Origin of the sequence: Nocardia grenadensis NBRC 108939, from assembly GCF_001613445.1 — a bacterium.
Classification (GTDB): Bacteria; Actinomycetota; Actinomycetes; order Mycobacteriales; family Mycobacteriaceae; genus Nocardia; species Nocardia grenadensis.
Genome location: NZ_BDCJ01000006.1, coordinates 262,199 through 282,059 on the forward strand (window position 1 = coordinate 262,199; position 19,861 = coordinate 282,059).

A 19,861-nucleotide genomic window follows, 5' to 3' on the forward strand; every position below is an offset into this window, starting at 1 on the left:
TGACGCACCCGGGGCCGGTCCGGAATCGGGCCGGGACCGGACCCATGAGCAGATCCGCGCCTGTTCTCGTGTGTCCGGACCGCCCCTCCCGCCCTCGGCGTGCACCGGGCGGCGAAGGTCGCGCGGTATTCGGCGAACCTCCCGACGGCCACACCTATCGCGATCCGGACCAGTGGTCCGCCGCGAGGAGCGAACCGGTACCTCATCGGCGGCCCGGAGGCCCGGGTGGACTTCTGGTGCACCCGGCGCGTGCCCGCCGACTGCCCGCGACCGGCAGGTCGGCTCACCCGGGCCGACCTGCCGGTCCACCACCGCCGCCGGAGTCGCCTGTTGTGTCCGCGACCCCGCCGGATGCCTCGGCCCGCCGGGATATCCCGCGGCGCGGTGCGCACCGCGTGTTCCGAACCGAGGGAAGGATGAACCGCGCCGATCCCGGCATCCCGGTGGCCGCCGCATAACGGAGCGGGTGGCCGCCCACCCGTGAAATGCCCGGTTAGCCTGGTCGTGTGCAGGTGAGTTCGCCGGACAGCGCTCCGGGCGGCGAATGGGAGATCGGCCCACCGTCGCGTGTCGTGCCGGGGCGCCGGGCGGCGATGATCGGGTTCCGTGATCGTCGCGAATCCGGTCTGGAACTGCGGGTCGCCGATATCCCGGCGGTCACCGTGGTGATCGAATTCGGGGGCAGCGGGCTGACTGTGGAGGGCGCGGGCGGCCGACGCGAACTCACCGCCTTCGTGGCGGGCTGCGCCAGCGGGGCCATGCGGATCGGCGGCGCCCGCCCCGCGTGGGTCGAGGCGCGGCTGTCGCCGGTGCAGGCTTATTCGCTGTTGGGTGTGGCGCCCGGCGAGCTGAGCGGCGCCGTCGTCGACCTCACCGAACTGTGGGGACCGCGGGCGGAGCTGCTGCGGGAACGGCTGGCCGCCGCCGCGACCTGGGAGCGGCGGTTCGCGCTCACGGAGGACTTCCTGACCGCGCGGGCCGATCCGGCCCGCGCGGTGGACCCCGAGGTGGCTGTGAGCTGGCGGCGCATCGTGACCGGTCGCGGGCAGGTGCGGATCGACGAGCTCGCCGAAGCGTGCGGATGGAGCCGTAAACGGTTGTGGGCGAGATTCCATGCCCAGATCGGGCTGACCCCCAAACGGGCCGCGATGCTGGTCCGGTTCCGGCACGCGGTCGACGGTCTGGTGGCGGGCGGGTCTGCCGCCGATATCGCCGCGTGCTGCGGTTATACCGATCAGTCCCATCTCGGCCGGGATATGTCGAGTTTCATCGGTGTCACCCCCGCCACGCTGACGCGCGAGATGCTGAATCCGTTCTCGAGGCGTCGCCACCAGGCCTGGGGAACATTCTTCCTAGACCGTGCCGAGCCGGCCGTTCGATAGTGGGCCCGCGCCGGCGGGTCTTCCGGTGCGATGCCACGAGTACGCCGGGAGGAAGAGTCGATGGCGGCCGAGATCTTGTTGTGGGCGGCGAATGTCGCGGGCCTGATCGCACTGGTGGTGCGGTGGCGCGGGGGGCTGCGCCGCCTGCGGCATATCGCCGTCCTCGCGCCGCTCGCGGCCTGCGCTCAATTGCTCGCCGACGGTTACCGCTGGCCGATGGTTCCGGCCTACGTCCTGTCGGTGACCCTGGCAGTGGTGTGGACGCTCGGGGCCACCCGTACCGGCAGTGCTCCCACATGGTTGCATGCTCTCGGAATAGTATCTGGCACAGTGATTGTCGCTGTATCGGTGGCGACCCCGGTCGCGGTTCCGGTGTTCGGGCTGCCGCAGCCCGGCGGTCCGTACGCGATCGGCACCGTGACCTACCACTGGCGCGACGCGGCACGCCGGGAGATCTTCGATCCCGACCCCACCGCCCGCCGCGAACTGATGGCACAGGTCTGGTATCCGGCCGAGGCCGCCACCGATGCCTCCACCGCGCCGTATGTGGCCGACGCGAAAGAACTCTCGGCCGCGGCGGGCCCACTGCTCGGCGCCCCGGGTTTCGTATTCGATTTCTGGGACCGGGTTCCCACGCACGCCACCCGGCGCCCATCGGTGGCGGCGGCCCGTCCTCGTTACCCGGTATTGGTCTTCGCCTCCGGTCTCAACGCTTTCCGGCAGTCCAATATGTTCCAGGTGGAGCGACTGGTCTCGCACGGATTCGTCGTGGTGGGCCTCGATCAGCCGTACACCTCCGCCGCCACCGTGTTCCCCGACGGCCGCACGATCGCCGGATGGACGAAGGACCGGGTGTATCCGGCGATCCAGCAGAGCCTGACCCCGGCCACGCCCGCTCCCGCGCTCGGCTATGCCGAACTACCCGGCGGCCTCATTCCCTACCTGGCAGGGGATATCGGGTTCGCGCTCGATCAGCTGGCCCGGTTGAACGCCGAGGATCCGGAGGGTCTGCTGACCGGCCGTCTCGACCTGGAACGGGCCGGCGCCTTCGGGGTCTCGCTCGGCGCGATGACGGTCGGCCAGGCCTGCCACGCCGACCGGCGGTTGCGCGCCTGCTCGATGATGGACGCCGCGATGCCGGCCGACGTAGTGCGTGACGGTCCGCGGCAACCGAGTATGTGGCTGACCCGTGACGCCGGATCCATTCTGCTCGAACGTGACCGCAGCGGTGGCTGGCCCGATCGGGAGATCACCGAAACGATCACCACCCAGCGCGACGTGTTCGCCGCGAGTCGGCCGGGACAGGGATACCACGTGGAGATCCCGGGAATGTTCCATCTGAATTTCACCGATGCCCCCGCCTGGACGCCCTTGGCGCAGAAAATCGGCCTCTCGGGGCCGATCGGGGGCGCGCGTGGACACGAAATCGTCGCCGCGTACACGCTGGCCTTCTTCGAGCGGTTTCTGTCCGGAGGCCACTCGGCGTTGCTGGACGGGCCGGCCCCGTGGAGTGAGATCCGCATCGAGCGCCGATGATCCACCGGCCTGATCACCGCCGGACGATCCGGCCGGGGGCGATGCCCGTGCCCGGCTCCGCACCGCGCCGGACGAAAGTTCGTGCCGGGCCGGGCCGGACACCACAGCGCGGCGGGCCCTCCCGGGAAGGCCCGCCGCGCCGCGCTCGTACCGGGCGTTCAGACGACGCTCGCGTGCCGGACGATGATGTCGCCGTAGGAATTGTGTGCGTACACCCGCACGAGTTCCCCGTTGCTCGCCGCCGGGTCGGCCGGTTGCATCCGGTTCAGCACCGTGCCGTGTCGGGCACCGGCCTCCAGCCGTACCGCGCTGCCCGGGCCGATACCCACTTCGAGTTCGCCCATGGAGGTCTCCAATCGCAGTTCCCCGCGTACCGCCTCGCCGATGCGGATATCGCCTTTGGCGGTTTTCGCGGTCACCGAATCGGCCGGACGCTCGACGACGATATCGCCGGCGGCCACTTCCAGATCGCACCGGCCGAGTTCGCCGGTACCCCTCATGCGGCCCACCGCGGTGGTGCCCTTCAGCCGGGAGCCGGTAGGCACCTCGATGGTCACCACGATCGACGGATTGCCGCCGAACGGGGTGTAGGTTCGCCAATCCCGCGGGGTGATCACGCGCAGGGTGCCGGCCGTGAAATCGATCCGGGTCTGTTCGGCGGCGCGACTATCGCCTTTCGCGGACTCGTTCGCCGGCCGGACCGTGACCACGGTGTCGGTGCGGTCGGTGGCGGCGACGGTGACTTCGCCGGACAGTATTTCGACGATGACGGCGACCGGTTCCGGTGTCTCGAAGGTGGGCATGGCTGTGCTCCTCGGGGTGTGAAAGCAATGGGGGTCTGCCGGCCGGGCGATCGGCGGGTGGTCCACCGGGCCGTCAGGACCAGGTGACCGGCAGTTCGTGGACGCCGTAGATGTTCATATCGGTCCGCAGCGGTACGTCTCCGGCCGGCACGGCGAGCCGCAGAGTCGGGAAGCGGCGCAGCAGTCCGGCGAAGCCGGCGCGCATCTCCACTCGGGCCAGCTGCTGGCCCAGGCACTGGTGCACGCCGTGCCCGAAGGACACGTGTCCGCGCGCCCTGCGGTGGATGTCCAGGGTGTCCGGGTCGTCGAAACGCCGGGGATCGTGGTTGGCGGCCAGTAGCGAGACCACGACGGTGGATCCCGCGGGGATGGTCTCCCCGCCGAGTTCGAGATCCTCGGTGGCGTAGCGGTAGAAGATATCGGCGACCGACAGGTAGCGCATGAGTTCCTCGACCGCGTCCGGCATCAGGTCCGGGTCCGCGCGCAGTTCGGCCAGCTGTTCCGGATTCTCCAGCAGCGCGAAGGTGCCCAGTCCCAGCATGTTCGCGGTGGTCTCATGGCCGGCGAGCAGCAGCAGGAAGGAGATGCCGGTCAGTTCCTCGATGGAGAGGTCGTCGTCACGGGCGAGGTCGGACAGGATGTCCTCGCCGGGCTCGGCACGTTTGGCCGTGACCAGTTCGGCCAGGTAGCCCATCATCGCGCCGTAGGCACCCATCTTCTCCTCCAGCGGCTGGTCCCGGAGCAAAAACTTGGCGGAGTTGGTCTGGAACGTTTCCCGGTCGGCGTAGGGGACGCCGAGCAGTTCGCAGATCACCAGCGAGGGCACCGGCAATGCGAAGGCACGCACCAGATCGACCGGCGGGGTCGGCTTCGCCATCTCGTCGAGTTGCCGTTCGACGACCCCGGCGATGTGCTCTTCGAGCTGTTTCATGCGCCGGACGGTGAACGCGCCGATGAGCTTGCGCCGCAGCCGGGTGTGGTCCGGCGGGTCCATGGCGATGAACAGACCCGGGATCTGCGGGGACGGTTCGGTCTGGGCGGGCATATCCGGAGTCGCGTCCAGTGCGTGCAGGATGCCGATGTCCTGGCGGGAACTGAAGCGGGTATCGGCCAGCAGCGTGCGGACCTCGTCGTATCCGGTGACGAGCCAGCCGGGGTGTCCGTCGGGGAAGCGCAGGGGGCTCACCGGGCGCGTCTCGCGCAGCCGGGTGATCGCGCGGGGCGGGTCGAAGGGGCCGGCATCGCGTTCGGTGGGGAGGCCGTGCGGGACGGAAGCGGTGTCGCTCATCGTATTTCCTGTCGTTTCGAGGTCCCGGGCTGCGCGGGACAGGGGGTTGTCTGTGGTTTCGTGGCGGGCTGCGGTGAGCCGGATGTCCTGTCGCCGGTCAGTCGTCGCTGCACCGTTCCGGCCCCGGCGCGGGCGCCGGGTCGAGAAGGGCGATGGCCGCAGCCGGGCAGTTGTGGGCGGCCTCGCGGGCGGCCGGATGGTGTGCGGCCGGCGGCGCGGGGGCGAGCAGCAGCACCCGGCCGTCCGCATCGTCCTGGTCGAACACTTCTGGAGCGAGCAGTGCGCACATACCGGCGCCGATGCAGCGTTCCCGGTCGACCACGAGTTCCACGGGTGCTCCCTCCCGCCGGGCCACCGGGCTGTCCGGGCCCGTGGTCGCTGTTGCCGATCTGGTCATGGGAGAACTGTCGCCGGGCCCGCTGATACCGGCCTGATACCGCACTGACACGTCCACTGACGCAGTGTTATTGCTGGTAGCGAGGGTGATATCCATTCGCGAAAAGGCCGCGCGGTTCGCTGCGGCAGAATGGGCCGGTGCAGATCGCGTTGCTTGGACCCCTCGACATCCGAGCAGACGACGGGGGAGCCATCGAGGTACCGGGCGTCCGGCTACGGGCGCTGTTGATCGCCCTCGCGCTGGAACCCGGTCGCGCGGTCCCACGGGCCACGCTGGTCGACTGGATCTGGGGTGAGCAGCCACCCGCCGACGCCGCGAACGCCCTGCAGGCGCTGGTCTCCCGGCTGCGCCGGCTGCTGCCGGACGGATCGCTCGAGGGGCAGGCGGGCGGGGGATACCGGCTCACCGTGCGGCCCGGCGCGGTCGACGCGGTGCGGTTCGAACAGTACCTCGAAGAGGCTCGCGGCGGTGACGACGCGCAACGGACTCGGCTGCTGCGCGAGGCCCTCGACCTGTGGCGCGGTGCGCCGCTGCGCGATATCGAAGCAAGCGACAGCGCGGCCGTGGATGCCGTGATCACGCGGTTCGAGGGGTTGCGCCTGGCCGCTACCGAAGACCTCTACGAATCGGAGATCCGCCGCGGCAGGGCCGCGGAGCAGGTGGCCGAGCTGACCGAGCTGGTGGCCTGGTATCCGGTGCGGGAACGGCTGGTCGCCGCGTTGATGCGGGCACTCGGCGCCGCGGGCCGTGCTGCCGAGGCGCTGGTGGTGTACCAGGACGCGCGGGAGGCGCTCGCCGACACACTGGGCGTGGACCCCTCCCCGGAACTGTCCGCCCTGCATATCGCGCTGTTGCGCGGTGAAGTGGGCGGCGCGGAGAATGCCGAGCGCCGGACCAACCTGCGCGCCGAACTCACCGGGTACATCGGCAAATACGCCGATATCGCCGCCGTCCGCGATCTCATCGCCCGCCATCGACTCACCACCCTGACCGGGCCCGGGGGGTCGGGAAAGACCCGGTTGGCCCGGGAAACCGCGCAAACCCTGCTCGACGATCTACCCGACGGTGCCTGGCTGGTCGAACTGGCATCCCTCGACGCGAACGGTGACGTGGCGCAATCGGCCATCGCCGCGCTCGGCTTACGCGACGCGCTGCTCGGCGGAGCACCGGACGCCGAACCGATCGAGCGGTTCGTTGCGGCGGTCCGCGAACGCGAAACACTGGTGATCCTGGACAACTGCGAGCACGTGATCGAGGCGGTAGCGGTGTTCGCCCACCGGGTCCTCGGGGAGTGCCGGCGGCTCCGGATCCTGGCCACCAGCCGGGAACCGCTCGGTATCACCGGCGAGGCGCTGTGGCAGGTCGAGCCGCTGGCACTACCCGCCGAGCACGCGGACCCCGGCGAGATCGAAGCGTCCCCGGCCGTGCAACTGCTGCGGGACCGAGCCGGCGCGGTGCGTAAGGACCTCGCCTCCGACTCCCGGGCGCCGGCGACCATGGGTCGCGTCTGCCGCGCGCTCGACGGGATACCGCTGGCGATCGAACTGGCCGCGGCCAGGCTGCGCACCATGACCCTCGAACAGCTCGCCGACCGTCTCGACGACCGGTTCCGCCTGCTCACCGGCGGCAGCCGCACCGCGATCCCGCAGCACCGGACCTTGCGCGCGGTGGTCGACTGGAGCTGGGAACTGCTCACCGACGCGGAACGGACGGTGCTGCGCAGGCTCGCGGTGTTCGCCGGTGGCGCCGGTCTGGCGGCGGCGGAACAGGTGTGCGCCGATACCGGGGACGGCCTGGACGCGGGGGTCGAGCAGTGGGAGGTGCTCGAACTACTGACCGCGCTGACCGAGAAATCGCTGCTGCTCACCACGGCGGAGACCGAACCGCGCTATCGGATGCTCGATACGATCCGGCAGTACGCGCGCGACCGGCTGGAGGAGTCGGGGGAGGCCGACGCGGCGCGCCGCGCGCATCTCGGGTATTTCACCGGCCTGGCCGCGACGGCGGAACCGCACCTGCGCCGCGCCGAACAGCTGGAGTGGCTGGCCGTGCTCGGGGCCGAGCACGACAACATCGCGGTCGCGATGCGCGGCGCGCTCGCGGCCGGTGACACCGCGGGAGCGCTGCGGCTCGCCGCGGCCGCCGGGTGGTACTGGTGGCTCGGCGGGTACAAGGCCGAGGGCCTGGAATTCGTCACCGCGGTGGCGGACGCGCCCGCCGAGGTGGACGACGGGACCCGAGCCCAGGTGTACGCGCTGGTCGTACATTTCCTGAGTACCGGGCGCAATGACGCGAACCAGGTGGGGGAATGGATCGGTAAGGCCTACCGCGTCGGCCGTGACGTGCGGGCCGGGCATCCGGCGGTGTCGTTCATCGCCGCGCTGGAACGTATGCTGCACGGCCCGGAAGCGTTGCCGACCGCGTTCGAACCGCTGCTCACCGACGACGACCCCTGGGTGCGTGCGCTGGCCCGGTTGCAGATGGGCAAGATGCGGATCGTGCTGGGCCGGGACGGACCGGAAGTGGACTGCTATCTCGAGGGCGCGCTGGCCGAGTTCCGCGCCCTCGGCGAGCGGTGGGGGATGTCGTTCGCGCTGACCGAGGCGGCGAACCGATACGCCACCCGCGGCGAATTCGCGGTGGCCTGCGAACTCTTCGAACAGGCGAACGCCGTGGTCACCGAGATCGGCTCGACCGAGGACATTGTCGGGCTGCTGTCGCGACAGGCCCAGTTGTACTGGCTCGCGGGTGACACCGAGGCGAGCGCGGCCGCCCTCGCCGAGGCGCAGCGGTGCGCGGACCGGGTCGCCTGGCCGGTGGCGCTGGCCGAACTGGCGCTGGCGAAAGCGGAGCTGGCCCGATGGCGCGGTGCGGCCGAGGAAGCGCATGAGCAGATCCGAGTCGCGACAACCATATTGGGCAGCGAATCCGAGATGCCCCAGCTCGCCGCCATGATCCACACCATGCTGGGTTACCTCGCCACCGATCTGGAACAGGCCCGGTCCCACCATGGCACCGCTTTCCGGGCGGCGGCCGAGGCGGGACATTCGACCCTGGTCGCTCAGGTGATCGTCGGGATCGCGGATCTGGCGCTGCGCGCGGACCGCGCTCCCGAGGCCGCGCGGCTGCTCGCGGCGAGTACCGCCGTGCACGGTGTGCCCGATCGTTCCCAGCCGGACGCGGCCCGGGTCGAGCGGGCCCTACGAGAACGTCTCGGCGAAGCGGACTTCACCGAGGCGATGCGCGCGGGTGCGGAAGCGGACTGGCAGGAACTGGCCGCCGGCACGCTCGCTTGGTGAACGTGGCCCGGGACCACACGTTATTCCAGACGGCGAACCCGGCGCAGCAGGCGAGCGCCGCGGCCGTGTAGCCACCGGATGGAGTACCGGCCAGGAACCCCGCGCGGGGGATTCGATGATCGGCGTGAAGGGCCGGTTCCGTGTTCACTCCGGTAGCCCCGGGGATCCGGTGCGCGGACTGCCGGACGATCGCGGTGACCCGATGCCCACGGGCCGGCGCTCGACCAACCTGCCGGTGCGACCGGTGGCGCCGAGAACAGTCAGTGCGGCCCATACCGATCGCGGCGGCGGCCACCGGCAACGCCACGAAAGGAGCGAGTACGACGAGAAGGTGGCGGTTCGATCCCTGGTTCTGCGGTGGCGGCCACCTGCCGGGGTAGGTGCTCAATTCGTGCGCTCCCGATCGCCGGACATTGCCCCGTCAGTCTGGTCGGCGCTGCCGGGGACAGGTGAGATGCTTCGGTGGAGCGGATCGGTTCCGAGTAGTGCTGGGCGAATCCGGGGGTCACCGAGGACGGAGAGATGGATGGCGAAACGGATACTGGTCACCGGTGGTACCGGCCGGCTCGGGCGCGTGTTCGTGCCCCAGCTGCTCGCCGCGGGTCATGACGTGCGGGTGCTGACCCGTTCCGAACGCGCACCGGAGGCCCATCGGTGGATGGTCGGGGACCTGAGTACCGGAGCCGGGCTGGACGAGGCGCTCGCCGGTACCGATGTGATCGTCCACCTGGCCACGACCAACGGCCGCGGCGATATCACCGCGACCCGTGCGCTGGTCGAAGCCGCGCAGGCATCCGGCCGCCCGCATCTGCTGTATCTGTCGATCGTCGGTATCGACAACCACGCACTCGGCTATTACCGCGCGAAAGTGGAGTGCGAAACCCTGATCCAGCGGTCCGACCTGCCGTGGACCATTCTGCGCGCCACCCAATTCCACGATCTGATCGCCGAGATATGTGACGCCCAGCGCCTGCTGCCGTTTCTCGCGATGCCGTCGAAGGTGAGCTTTCAGCCGGTCGACGTCACCGAGGTGGCCGGCCGCCTGGTAGCGCTCGCGGCGGGCCCCGCGAGCCGGCGGACGCCGGACCTGGGCGGTCCGCAGATACGCGCCGCCACCGATCTGGCCCGGGCCTACCTGCGAGCGGTCGGGCGCCGCAGACCGGTGTTGGCGGTTCCGTTGCCGGGCAGGGCGATGCGTGACTTCCGCGCCGGGCTCCAGCTCGCTCCGGACCACAAGGACGGCCGGATCACCTTCGAAGAGTTCCTCGTCGCGCGTAGCGAAAGGGATCGGGGCCGCTGATGTCCGATGGCTTCGCTCCGGCCGGTGGCCATGGCCGACCAGCCGACGCCTTGGACTGCCGCATCTATGCTCGGGCTCGCGGTTGTCCGGCCGGCCGGGAATGCCGTGCTCGCCCCGCGGCGACGTCGAGGTCGCGAGCCCCGATCCGGCAGTGCGTCATGTTCGGCAACGGTCGTGTCGGTTTCGTCCAAGACATCGGTGGCGGCTGTTCCTAGGCTGATCCCAGGCCGAATCCGAGGCCCGTACTCAGGAGGAACTGATGACACGCGAACTCGTCTACACGGGCTTCATGTCGCTGGACGGCGTCGTGGACTCACCGGGCGGGAAGGTCGAGGGGCACCGCGGCGGCGGCTGGGTGATGGATACCGAGTTCGTGCCCGAGGCGTTCGCGCTCAAAGGCGAGGAACTCGCCGATACGACCGCGCTCATGTTCGGCCGCCGCAGCTACGAGGCCTTTGCTCCGACCTGGCGCGATTCCGACGATCACGCCGCGTACAAGGAGCTGCCGAAATACGTCGTCTCGTCCGGCTTGGGCGAGAACGCGCTGATCGACGGGTGGGGACCGATTACGATCCTGCGCACGGCGGACGCCGTCGCGAAACTGAAGCGGACCGACGGCGGTCCGATCTACATCCACGGCAGCGCCGAACTCGCCCGCAGTCTCTCGGACGCCGACCTCATCGATCGGTACAACCTGCTTGTGTTCCCGGTGCTGCTGGGCGCCGGCAAGAGCCTGTTCAGCCGAGCCGACCGCGACAGGCAGACCCTGCGGGTGCGGGATTCGGCCACGTATTCCAACGGCGTGACCAAGCTCGTCTACGACGTCGTGCGCTGACCGGGATCGAGCGCGATCGCGCCGCCGTCCCCCGTGCGTAACTGCTGCGCCGTCCGCCCGACGTACCGGCGCAGTGCCCGGGCGAGATGGGGCTCGTCGTAGTACCCGAGCTTGTCGACGACATCGCCGGGCGCCTCGCCCGAGGCCAGCAGCAGAGCGGCGGTCCGGGCGCGCCCGATCTGCCGGACGGCGCCCCGGGTGAGGCCGGTCGCCGCCCGGAAACGACGCTCGAGCGTCCGCTCGGTCACCTCGGGCGGCGACCCGCGCAGCGTCGTCGAGACCAGCGGATCGCGCACCACGACTTCTTCGCGGACGAGTCGGCCGACCAGTGCCTCGGCATCGTCGGAGCGCGGTGTCTCCCGCTGGGCACCGTCGAGCCAGAACGTCCGGCCGGTCACATCGGGCAGGAAGACACCACCGTCTACCAGGGTCGGTGTCGCCGTCGAGCGCAGCGACGTCCCGACCGCGAACTGGATACCGACGAACCCCGCTCCTTCGGGCACCGGCGCGGTCCCGGTGCGGCTCTCCGGACCGGTGATCGCCGCGTACGGCCGCCCCGCCTGCTCCCAGAACACCAGCCCCCAGGTCTCGGACGCGACCGAGGTCATCTCCGAGACGTCCTCGCTGCGGCAGGTCCACACCGACTCGACCCACGCCGAATCCGACGCCCGCGTCGTGAACAGCAGTCCCACGGTCGGATACTAGGCCGAACCAGGCGTCTGGAGAACAGTGACCGCGACCGCGGGCATTGCCACCCGCGTCGCTGCAGGAGGACACTGGTGAAATGGTTGACAGGGAGCAACGCACGCCTTTCTACGGGATAGTGCTGATACTCGCTGCGCTCGGTGCATCATTGGCGGTCAGTTACTACGGACCGATGTGGTTGCGCGTCACCGTTTATATCCTCACGGCGCTGATCGTCCTGGTCGGCGGTGTCATGACATTCCGGGACTACCCGTACTGACGTAGCGAATGCGCGAGTACGTCTCCCCGATTCGTCAGGGGGGACGAGCGAGTACTGCCTTGATGCATGCCAACATATGCATGAATTAGTGCATGTAATCGTGGTGGAGGTGGGCAGTGGCGACGATTCAAGTGCGTGAAGTGCCGGACGAAGTGGCTGCGGTGATCGCGGAGAAAGCCAGTGCAGAGCACAAGTCGGTGTCCGCGTATCTGCGGGACCTGATGGCAGCCGATTACGGCGGGAATTGCAACGGCGGGCGATCGTCGAGTGGGACGAGGAGCTGGCACAAACGCAGCAGCTGCTGGGTGTAACCGGTAGGTCGATGGTCCCCGGAGCCGAAGTGGTCCGTGAGATCCGGGATGGCTACGACCGGGGCGACGAGTGATCGTCGTCGATGCCTCGGTCTGGGTCGATTTGCTTCGGGGGGTCTTGCCGCCCGGCTATGCGGATCGAATCCGCATAACCGGGTGTGTTTCACCGCCGCACGTAGACTTCGAAGTAGGGTCGGCGCTGATCCGGCTGGCACGCTGCGGTGAACTGGAATTCGAGCAGGCGAATGCCTTGATCGGCGCGTTCAGCAGACATCCCGTGGAGCGGATCCGGGAGACGATCGATTCGGTTGCCGCCGTGGAATTGATAGATGACTCCACCTATGCGGATGCCTGGTATATCGCGCTGGCACAGCGCCTCGCCTATCCACTGATGACCCTGGACGAAGGAATGCAGAAAGCCGCTCGGATCCACGGAGTCGAGGTCGTGGGCGCGTCCGGCTGACAGTACGTCGCATCGGCGAGAGGAGCTCGGCGGCGATCGTCCGTGCGTACGGGCTGTTCACCTCCGCATACGGTTCGGGTTACCGCCCGGGAGCGGCGAGATGGAGCCCGTCCCGCGTCGCCGGCCACCGCCAGGCGGCCGGCGGGCGCGAAGGCGGCGTCGGTCAGCGGCGCTCGCCCCGAGAACAGCGCATTCAGGGTGCGATCGGAACAGTGTGGTGAACGCCGAGCGATACGACATGAACATCCCCCGTCGCTCTCCCATATCCACGGCATTTCCGACCGCTCCGACGGGCCGTCATCCGACATGATGAGACGGCGCATCGGCTTCGGGCTCCTCGCCGTAAACGGAGCCGAACTGCCCGCGGGCCCCGCGAGATCGAAGAACGGTGCAGCAGCGTGACGGCAGCCGGGGTAGCAACAGCAGATGCCTGGTCGACCTCAATCACTGAGCCGCATATGCGGTGAATGCTTGGATATTGACGAGCAGCATCCGTTCGGTAATCCGGGGTGAATTCCCGAACCTGTGCTACGACGACTGAACTCGTGGCCGCGGTTGACAAATGGATATGTTAGTACCGCCCCCCGCCAAGGGCGTTTCGACCGTGGGGGCGTCGGTAATCGCCGTCGGCGGGGGGATCGTAGTCGGTTCGGACGCTCGGTGACCGAACTGCGGCGTCAGAAGCGATCGTCTCCGGAGCGGCGTTCCTGGTCGATCTCGTCGTCGCGTTCGCGGTCGCGCTCATGGTCGGTTTTGGCATTCGCGTTCCACGAGACCGGGTGTGCGCCGGGGCCGCAGTCCTGGCTCAACTGGATTGTCGATTCGGGGCGCATCCGTACCTCCTGGACCAGCGGGCGGAGGTCGCTGCACATTACGAATGCTCCGACGGTTGCCGGGCCCACATCGGTATTCGTGCATTCGATATCGACACGGCTGTCGACCGGAACCGCTGAGCAGAACGCTTCACGGGGCCGCGCTTCAGCAGACCCCGCACCGACGGTCGTCGATACCGTCACAGCCGCGAGACCGGACATCACCGCGCCCACGATCGACAGTCGCCAGGCACTTCTCTTGGGTACGGACACCGAGTTTCTCTCTCTCACTGCACTACAGAACAATTCCCGAAATCATATGCATCCCGGAGCCGGATTCCCAAAGGAAGGAGTTCCCCACGGTAGCCAATTTCTGCTGTCGGCACGCGGACGAGCGTTGTGGCCGGCCGGGCTGCGGTACTACGCCGGGCGGTTCGCCGCCCGTGGTGTCACCGTTGAGTATCCGGCCTCGGCTGTGGTGCGGAAGCCGATCGACCGTGGCGGTAGCCAGGCCTTCCGGCATGATCTCGGATCCGACCGGTCCGGCCGCAGCGGCCTCGGTCACACACCATGTCACGACGTCGGCTACGCCCGAGCAGATCATCCGCAAGCTCCGCGAGGGAGCGCCACAGCTCGGTGAGAGGTTCACGATCGAGGACGTGTGCAAGCACCTGGAGATTTCAGACACGAACCTGCGACGCATGACCTGCGGTTTCTGGACGGCCGCGATACTTGCTGTTACGGGGACCGTGTTGACCTGTGTAATTAGGTCGCAGGTTTGTGCCCGTGGCATGGCGCGCAGAACATGGGCAACTGGTAAATGCCTGGTCATCGTGGGTGGCTACTCGATCTGAGCATATCGAACCTGGTTGGCGCTGCACGATGCTGTTCGAGTTGATGTCCGAGCAGGGCAGCTGAAGTAAGACGGCATGTTGGCCGAGTTCATTTGTCGGTCAAGTCCGATGGAGCCAACCATGGAACGTGCTCGAGAGTTACAGCGCATTCACCGCTTCCGAATGCCACATTCTCCCCGACGGGAATACAGGATGCGACGAGTTACCCCTTGGCATACACTTCGACCGAAACAGATTGTCTTGACAGGTCTCCAGTCCTGACCTTGTCACCGCGGAAAGGTCTCCTCGTTGGCGAAGAATCCGGTTGTCGTATACGGCGCCTCTGGCTACACTGGAAGGCTCGTGTGTGAATATCTCTGTCAGTTCAACGTCCCTTTTACGGCGGCAGGATCGGATGCTTCAGAGCTCCATTCTGTTGTCACCAGAATACCTGGGATCGAGACGGCAGAATACGATATCGTCGAGTCCGACATTTCCTACTCATCTCTGATGCGCCTATTCGGTGGATCGAGTGTAGTAATAAACACGGTAGGCCCCTTTGCTGCTCTGGCTCCAGATGTGGTGCAGGCAAGCCTGGATTCTGGGATGCACTATATAGATCCTTCCGGGGAGCAGAACTGGCTACTCAACGCAAAAGGTAACTGGGGAAAACTGTTTGCCGCATCAGATCTCCTGTTGGGACCTGGGATAGCGCACATGTACACCACAGGTGAAATTGCTGCAGGATTCTGCCTCGAAACGCCAGGCCTGGACTCCCTTGACATACTGACCCTCTGGAAAGGCGTGCCCTCTGCTGCCTCCGCGAAAACGATCTTAACCAATCTTCGGGAAGAATGGTTCTACCTGGAACAGAATCAATACGTCAAAGGCGAAGCCCTGACCTTCTTCGAAGTCGTAGTTCCTGGTCGGCACGAGGTCACTCTGGCGCTTCCGTGGGGTGGCACCGGCCACCCGGTTTGGTTCAAGGACGATCCTCGAGTCGCCAACGTGAGGGCTGCCGGTGGCGTTTTTGACAGACGTATAATGGAACAGACACTGGAAACCATGAGAATGATCCAGGAGCAGGTTGTAGACGTGCCTGAAGAAGAGCAGGCTTCCGCGCTTGAACGGGTGGCGGCAACGATGCAATCCCGCACACCGCCTCGCGAAAATCCCCGCATTAACCAAACCGTCGACTCTGTTTATGCGTCAGGACCGACCGGGCAGAATCATTGCATAATTCGCGGCAACTGCAATTACAAGCAGACTGCTCTCCTGCAGGCTTATGCCGCATATTCGCTGCTTCAGCAGGGAAATCGCAGAACCGGATTCTCCTCCGGATGTCAGGCTTTCGGTCACCGAGAACTTCACGCAATTCTCAAGACTTTCGGTCTTGTGGCAGATCCAATCATCAGCAGTGCTACGAGCATGCGATAGAGATGGATCGCATCAGAATCCTCCAGCTTGTAATCTGCGGAGCTCACCAAGCGAATGAAGTCCTCAAAATCATAAGCGTTGCTCAAAATGAGGGCTGGTCCGTACAAGTTGCAGCAACGCATTCAGCATTGGCCTTTGTCGATACAAGGCAGGTGGAAGAACTTGTTGGCCAACCCATACGGACCGAACAGCGCACTCCGCAAGATCCTCGTCCGCCGCGGGCGGATGCGCTGATTGTGGCACCTGCAACCTTCAACACGGTCAATAAAATTGCTCAAGGAATTGCCGACAACTATGCGACCAGCATAGCCGCAGAGGCAGTGGGGCTGAGGATTCCAGTCATTATAGCGCCCAGTCTGAATGCTGCACTCGCCGCCCGCGAGCCGTTTCTTCGATCTATTTCATCGCTGAAGCGAGAAGGTGTTCGGATAGTAACCAGTAGTCATCCTTCTGCCACTGGAACGGAACCAGGCGAAGAATTCCCTTGGTCATTGGTCATGCAGGAACTCAGAAGCCTTTCCGGGTAAATTCCTTGCATTGTAGTGCCGGTCGAATTTGGCAACGACCAATGAGTGCTCCTGAGTTGTATGAACTTGCCGAGTCGAGAATAGCGAGAAAGTGGTATGGCGTTGGCCAAGCGGCTCCCATATGCAATAACCGGAATATCCGCTGTGGTGGCGGAACCGACACCAATCGACGAATGGGCGGCCAATGCGCAGATACCCAATCGGAAGCACCCTGATCAGTCGTTGACGGGAGCTGATATCACACGCATCCTCGGACTTCGCAGCAAAAGCTGGGACCCTGAGCTTTTCTCGAGTCTCGGGCCGGCTGTGTCCGCAGCCCGTCGAGCGCTCGCTTCAGCGGGGATCGAGCCGCAAGACATCGACACACTGATAACGGTCACCTCTATTCCCTATCAGCCAATGATGGACGCCGACTCGATGGAGATTGCGAGAGAGCTCGGCCTGGCCGACAGTGTCGCACCCATCGGCCTCAGTACCGGATGTGCAGGGATGGTCAGAGCGGCCAGACTGTTGGCAGCTATGGACGCCGAACGGGCTCTGATCGTTACATATAACGCCCCCAGTCGAGTCATGGGGGACAAGGCCGGCAGAATCGGCAATCGATATACGAGTAATATTCATCATCCGTTCGCTCGTGACTTGTGGGCTTCACCCGCCCTCTTTTCCGATGGAGCCGCAGCCCTAGTTTTCAGTCGAACTCACATCGCGAACGCCGCCGAAGACGGGATTGTGACGTATTCAGGAGACCGTCATACTCCCTTTGGAGGCGCGTCTGGATTCGCGGACCCTCTCGTGCATCATCCCGGCGGATCGGCCCTACTCCCCTTTGCTTCAGAAGACGGACTGCAATACTCCGCATACGGGATGAATGCGCCTGCCATCAAAGACTATTATATGGAGGGTATGGCCCTGAATCATCAGGAGCTATCTCGAGTGGCCCCGAACTATGACGATCTAGTGCGCCGAATATATCTTCACCAAGCCAATCCATTCATTGTCAATGATTTTCTACGAATGGCAGATCTGCCGGACCAGAAAACACCAACCCACGGCGAGACATACGGAAACCTCATAACAGTTGCGAGCCCGTTGATGCTGCATCAGGACATCATGACGCAGCAGGTAAGGACTGATGACCGCGTGGCTTTCTCGCTTGTCGGCGGTGGTCCCGAGCGCGGCTCGTTCATAGCGCCCATCCAAGTGCCTCACCCAGAGTGCCTGACGTCTCCCCATGTCTCGAGAGGCAGGTAGATTCGCTTCCGCAGTGTCAACTTCGGTTGAATCGGCGTTGGTCGACCAACCGGGTTCCCCGCACGCAATTGTTCGATCGTGCACCCGACCGAGGGCAACTGAAACGCACAGTCGGCTGACCCTGAACCTCGGTGAATTACCGGTCCCGTTGTCCTTGTTATGCCTTTCCTGGAGGAAGGAATCAGGACAACGGTTCGACCTGCAAATATTCCGTTCTGTTAATGATTGGCAAGCCGTTCGCGGATCGTAAAGGCCGGTTGACCGGCGGAAACGCTGTCGCAAGTTGTGCCCTCGGCAGGATTCGAACCTGCGACACCCGCTTTAGGAGAGCGGTGCTCTATCCCCTGAGCTACGAGGGCCGGGCCGTGGCCGGTGGGCAGAGTCTACCGGGTCACCCACTTCGGGGCCGCATCGTGGGGAGCGGCGGTCCCGGTGGGGATCAGGCCGCGTGACTGGTTTCGTAGTCGGCGGGGTCGAAGCGGCGGGTCTTCCAGCGGTAGAGGATCGTGGCGCCCGGCCAGTTGTTGGTGATGCGGCCGGAGGCGTTGCGGTACCAGCTGGAGCAGAAGTTCCAGGGGGTGTCCTTCAGGCGTTTCTGGAGCCAATCGTCCCACCGCTGTTCGGTTTCCGGGCGGGCGGACAGGCCGCGGCCGGGGTTGTCGCGCAGGTATTCGACGGCCTGGCGGATGTAGCGGGCCTGTGCTTCGAGCATGTAGACGATGGAGCCGGAGCCGACGTTGGTGTTCGGGCCGTACATCATGAACAGGTTGGGGAATCGCGGTACCGAGACGCCGAGGTAGGCGCGGGCGCCTTCGGCGGCCCAGGTGTCGGCGAGTTTGCGGCCACCCGCGCCGTAGATGTTCATGGGGGCGAGGAATTCGGTGCCCTTGAAACCGGTGCCGTAGATGATGACGTCGACCTCGTGGTGGATACCGTCGGCGGTGCGCACGCCGGTGGGGGTGATCTCGGTGATGGGGTTGGTCTCCACGGTGACATTCGGCCGGCTCAGGGTGGGGAAGTAGTCGTTGGAGAAGAGGGCGCGTTTGCAGCCGGGGGCGTAGTCGGGGGTGAGTTTCTCGCGCAGGATCGGGTCGGGGACCTGGCGGGAGCGGTGGGCGTCGGCGATCTTCACCACGGGGGCCTGGATGCCCTGGAGGTCGGTGAGGGCCAAGGCCATGACCTCGAAGAACATCCACCAGCCGAAGCGCTCGGCCCAGCGGACCGGCGGCAGGTACTTGAACACGGCGTGGTGGCGGGGGGTGTAGGCGGCGTCGGCCTTGGGCAGGACCCAGGCGGCGGAACGCTGGAAGAGGGTGAGGTGTTCGGTGAGCGGCTGGATACGCGGGATGTACTGGATGGCGCTGGCGCCGGTGCCGATGCAGGCGACGCGTTTACCGGCCAGGTCGACGGAGTGGTCCCATTCGGCGGAGTGGAACGCGGGTCCGGTGAAGGTGTCGATGCCGGGGATTTTCGGCATGGCGGGGCGGGAGAGCTGGCCGACGGCGGAGATCAGGATATCGGCGGTGAGCTGTTCGCCGTCGGTGGTGCGGATCTGCCACTTCGCGGTGGTCTCGTCGTATTCGGCGTCGCCGATCTCGGTGCCGAAGCGGATGTGGCGTTCGAGATCGTATTTGCCGACCACGCGGCGCATATAGGCGTGGATATCGGCCTGCTCGGAGAAGCGGCGGGGCCAATCGGAGCGGGGCTCGAAGGACCAGGAGTAGAGCGGGGACGGCACATCGCAGGCCGCGCCGGGGTAGGTGTTCTCGCGCCATACGCCGCCGAAGTCCTGGGCGCGTTCGAGGATGGCGAAATCTTTCACGCCGGAACGCAGGAGCTCCAGCCCCATACCGAGCCCACCGAACCCGGCCCCGATGATGATGATCGACGGCGATGTCATGGTCTCAGAGTAGGTCGGGCGGCGGTGCCGTCGAAGAGAACGGCGGTCAGTGAATCGAGATTTCCGGCCACGAAATCGGGCCCGGAGAGGTGATGCGCGTGCATATGTAAGCGAGCGCTCGCCGAGTTCGGCGTTACTGTCCCGGATGCGGTAAAACCGGTGGTCCACATGCTTGCGAGCTGTGGATATTCGTCCTATGAACGGGTCATGAACCGGGTTCGTGTCTCGTTTGGATGTCATTTCGTTATCTGACTTGGCAGTGGGCCGGAAACCCCGTTATCACAGTGGAGTGCTCGGCGGCGATGGCGCAGTGCCGGTGGCCCGCAGGGGGCGTCGCGGGCATTGCGTTCCATCCCGCCGGCCGGCGGCGATCATCAATTCGCCCCTTTGTCATGCCGACCAGCGCTCCCGGTGAATCCACCCGGTTTCCGTCTACCCCCACCACGCCCGGCTACTGCACGGTAGTGTTCGGCGGTGTGTGATGTGAGTCATGTCCGTTCCTGTGTCTCACAGGGGTGTGACC

General features: G+C 66.1%; 16 protein-coding genes and 1 tRNA gene. 10 read left to right on the forward strand and 7 right to left on the reverse strand.

The window, feature by feature from the left end; all coding sequences use genetic code 11:
* The first annotated feature begins 506 nt into the window (after positions 1–506).
* Together NGR01S_RS08150 and NGR01S_RS08155 are read left to right on the forward strand one after the other, a co-directional pair.
* A complete protein-coding gene (locus NGR01S_RS08150) occupies positions 507–1,382 on the forward strand; it encodes a helix-turn-helix domain-containing protein (RefSeq protein WP_245664484.1) in 876 nt (291 codons plus the stop codon).
* A gap of 60 nt (positions 1,383–1,442) precedes the next feature.
* Positions 1,443–2,918: an alpha/beta hydrolase family protein gene (locus NGR01S_RS08155; protein ID WP_063035552.1), complete on the forward strand. Its 1,476-nt coding sequence runs from the start codon at positions 1,443–1,445 to the stop codon at positions 2,916–2,918.
* Positions 2,919–3,076: 158 nt separating this feature from the next.
* Here NGR01S_RS08155 and NGR01S_RS08160 read toward each other — a convergent pair whose 3' ends face one another.
* The 3 genes from NGR01S_RS08160 to NGR01S_RS08170 all read right to left on the reverse strand — a co-directional run bounded on the left by NGR01S_RS08160 (position 3,077) and on the right by NGR01S_RS08170 (position 5,406).
* Positions 3,077–3,721: a DUF4097 family beta strand repeat-containing protein gene (locus NGR01S_RS08160; RefSeq protein WP_063035553.1), complete on the reverse strand. Its 645-nt coding sequence runs from the start codon at positions 3,719–3,721 to the stop codon at positions 3,077–3,079.
* 73 nt (positions 3,722–3,794) lie between these two features.
* Positions 3,795–5,009: a cytochrome P450 gene (locus NGR01S_RS08165; RefSeq protein ID WP_063035554.1), complete on the reverse strand. Its 1,215-nt coding sequence runs from the start codon at positions 5,007–5,009 to the stop codon at positions 3,795–3,797.
* A gap of 97 nt (positions 5,010–5,106) precedes the next feature.
* Complete coding sequence (locus NGR01S_RS08170) at positions 5,107–5,406, reverse strand: ferredoxin (RefSeq protein ID WP_307718766.1); 300 nt, start codon at positions 5,404–5,406, stop codon at positions 5,107–5,109.
* Positions 5,407–5,543: 137 nt separating this feature from the next.
* Between NGR01S_RS08170 and NGR01S_RS08175 the strand changes: the two genes are divergently transcribed.
* The 3 genes from NGR01S_RS08175 to NGR01S_RS08185 all read left to right on the forward strand — a co-directional run bounded on the left by NGR01S_RS08175 (position 5,544) and on the right by NGR01S_RS08185 (position 10,840).
* Positions 5,544–8,705 carry an AfsR/SARP family transcriptional regulator gene (locus tag NGR01S_RS08175; protein WP_063035555.1) on the forward strand — a complete coding sequence of 1,054 codons (3,162 nt, stop codon included), beginning with the start codon at positions 5,544–5,546 and terminating at the stop codon, positions 8,703–8,705.
* Between the two features lie 526 nt (positions 8,706–9,231).
* Positions 9,232–10,005 (forward strand): SDR family oxidoreductase, encoded by a 774-nt coding sequence (locus NGR01S_RS08180; RefSeq protein ID WP_063035556.1) that lies wholly within the window; start codon positions 9,232–9,234, stop codon positions 10,003–10,005.
* A gap of 259 nt (positions 10,006–10,264) precedes the next feature.
* Positions 10,265–10,840: a dihydrofolate reductase family protein gene (locus tag NGR01S_RS08185; protein WP_063035557.1), complete on the forward strand. Its 576-nt coding sequence runs from the start codon at positions 10,265–10,267 to the stop codon at positions 10,838–10,840.
* On the opposite strand, the gene NGR01S_RS08190 is transcribed toward NGR01S_RS08185, so the two are convergent.
* Complete coding sequence (locus NGR01S_RS08190; RefSeq protein WP_063035558.1) at positions 10,822–11,532, reverse strand: helix-turn-helix domain-containing protein; 711 nt, start codon at positions 11,530–11,532, stop codon at positions 10,822–10,824. The two genes, NGR01S_RS08185 and NGR01S_RS08190, sit on opposite strands and share 19 nt — an antisense overlap.
* Positions 11,533–11,624: 92 nt before the next feature.
* Here NGR01S_RS08190 and NGR01S_RS08195 point away from each other — a divergent pair, with 92 nt between their 5' ends.
* Together NGR01S_RS08195 and NGR01S_RS08200 are read left to right on the forward strand one after the other, a co-directional pair.
* Complete coding sequence (locus NGR01S_RS08195; RefSeq protein WP_063035559.1) at positions 11,625–11,804, forward strand: hypothetical protein; 180 nt, start codon at positions 11,625–11,627, stop codon at positions 11,802–11,804.
* 381 nt (positions 11,805–12,185) lie between these two features.
* On the forward strand, positions 12,186–12,578 hold the full coding sequence (locus NGR01S_RS08200) for a type II toxin-antitoxin system VapC family toxin (RefSeq protein WP_063035560.1): 393 nt from the start codon (positions 12,186–12,188) through the stop codon (positions 12,576–12,578).
* Between the two features lie 677 nt (positions 12,579–13,255).
* On the opposite strand, the gene NGR01S_RS30840 is transcribed toward NGR01S_RS08200, so the two are convergent.
* Positions 13,256–13,450 (reverse strand): hypothetical protein, encoded by a 195-nt coding sequence (locus NGR01S_RS30840; RefSeq protein WP_157107165.1) that lies wholly within the window; start codon positions 13,448–13,450, stop codon positions 13,256–13,258.
* Between the two features lie 1,082 nt (positions 13,451–14,532).
* On the opposite strand from NGR01S_RS30840, the gene NGR01S_RS30060 reads away from it, so the two are divergent.
* The 3 genes from NGR01S_RS30060 (at position 14,533) to NGR01S_RS30070 (ending at position 17,438) form a co-directional block, all read left to right on the forward strand.
* Positions 14,533–15,660, forward strand: coding sequence for a DUF5938 domain-containing protein (locus NGR01S_RS30060; protein ID WP_084480480.1), 1,128 nt, complete (start codon positions 14,533–14,535; stop codon positions 15,658–15,660).
* A 2-nt stretch (positions 15,661–15,662) separates the two neighbouring features.
* On the forward strand, positions 15,663–16,187 hold the full coding sequence (locus NGR01S_RS30065; protein WP_169811880.1) for a flavoprotein: 525 nt from the start codon (positions 15,663–15,665) through the stop codon (positions 16,185–16,187).
* A gap of 96 nt (positions 16,188–16,283) precedes the next feature.
* Entirely contained in the window at positions 16,284–17,438 is a 1,155-nt protein-coding gene (locus NGR01S_RS30070; RefSeq protein ID WP_084480484.1) for a 3-oxoacyl-[acyl-carrier-protein] synthase III C-terminal domain-containing protein, read from the forward strand.
* Positions 17,439–17,724: 286 nt separating this feature from the next.
* Here NGR01S_RS30070 and NGR01S_RS08215 read toward each other — a convergent pair.
* Both NGR01S_RS08215 and NGR01S_RS08220 read right to left on the reverse strand, forming a co-directional pair.
* A tRNA-Arg gene (locus NGR01S_RS08215) sits at positions 17,725–17,797 on the reverse strand.
* 80 nt (positions 17,798–17,877) lie between these two features.
* Entirely contained in the window at positions 17,878–19,338 is a 1,461-nt protein-coding gene (locus NGR01S_RS08220; protein ID WP_063035563.1) for a flavin-containing monooxygenase, read from the reverse strand.
* Positions 19,339–19,861 lie beyond the last annotated feature (523 nt).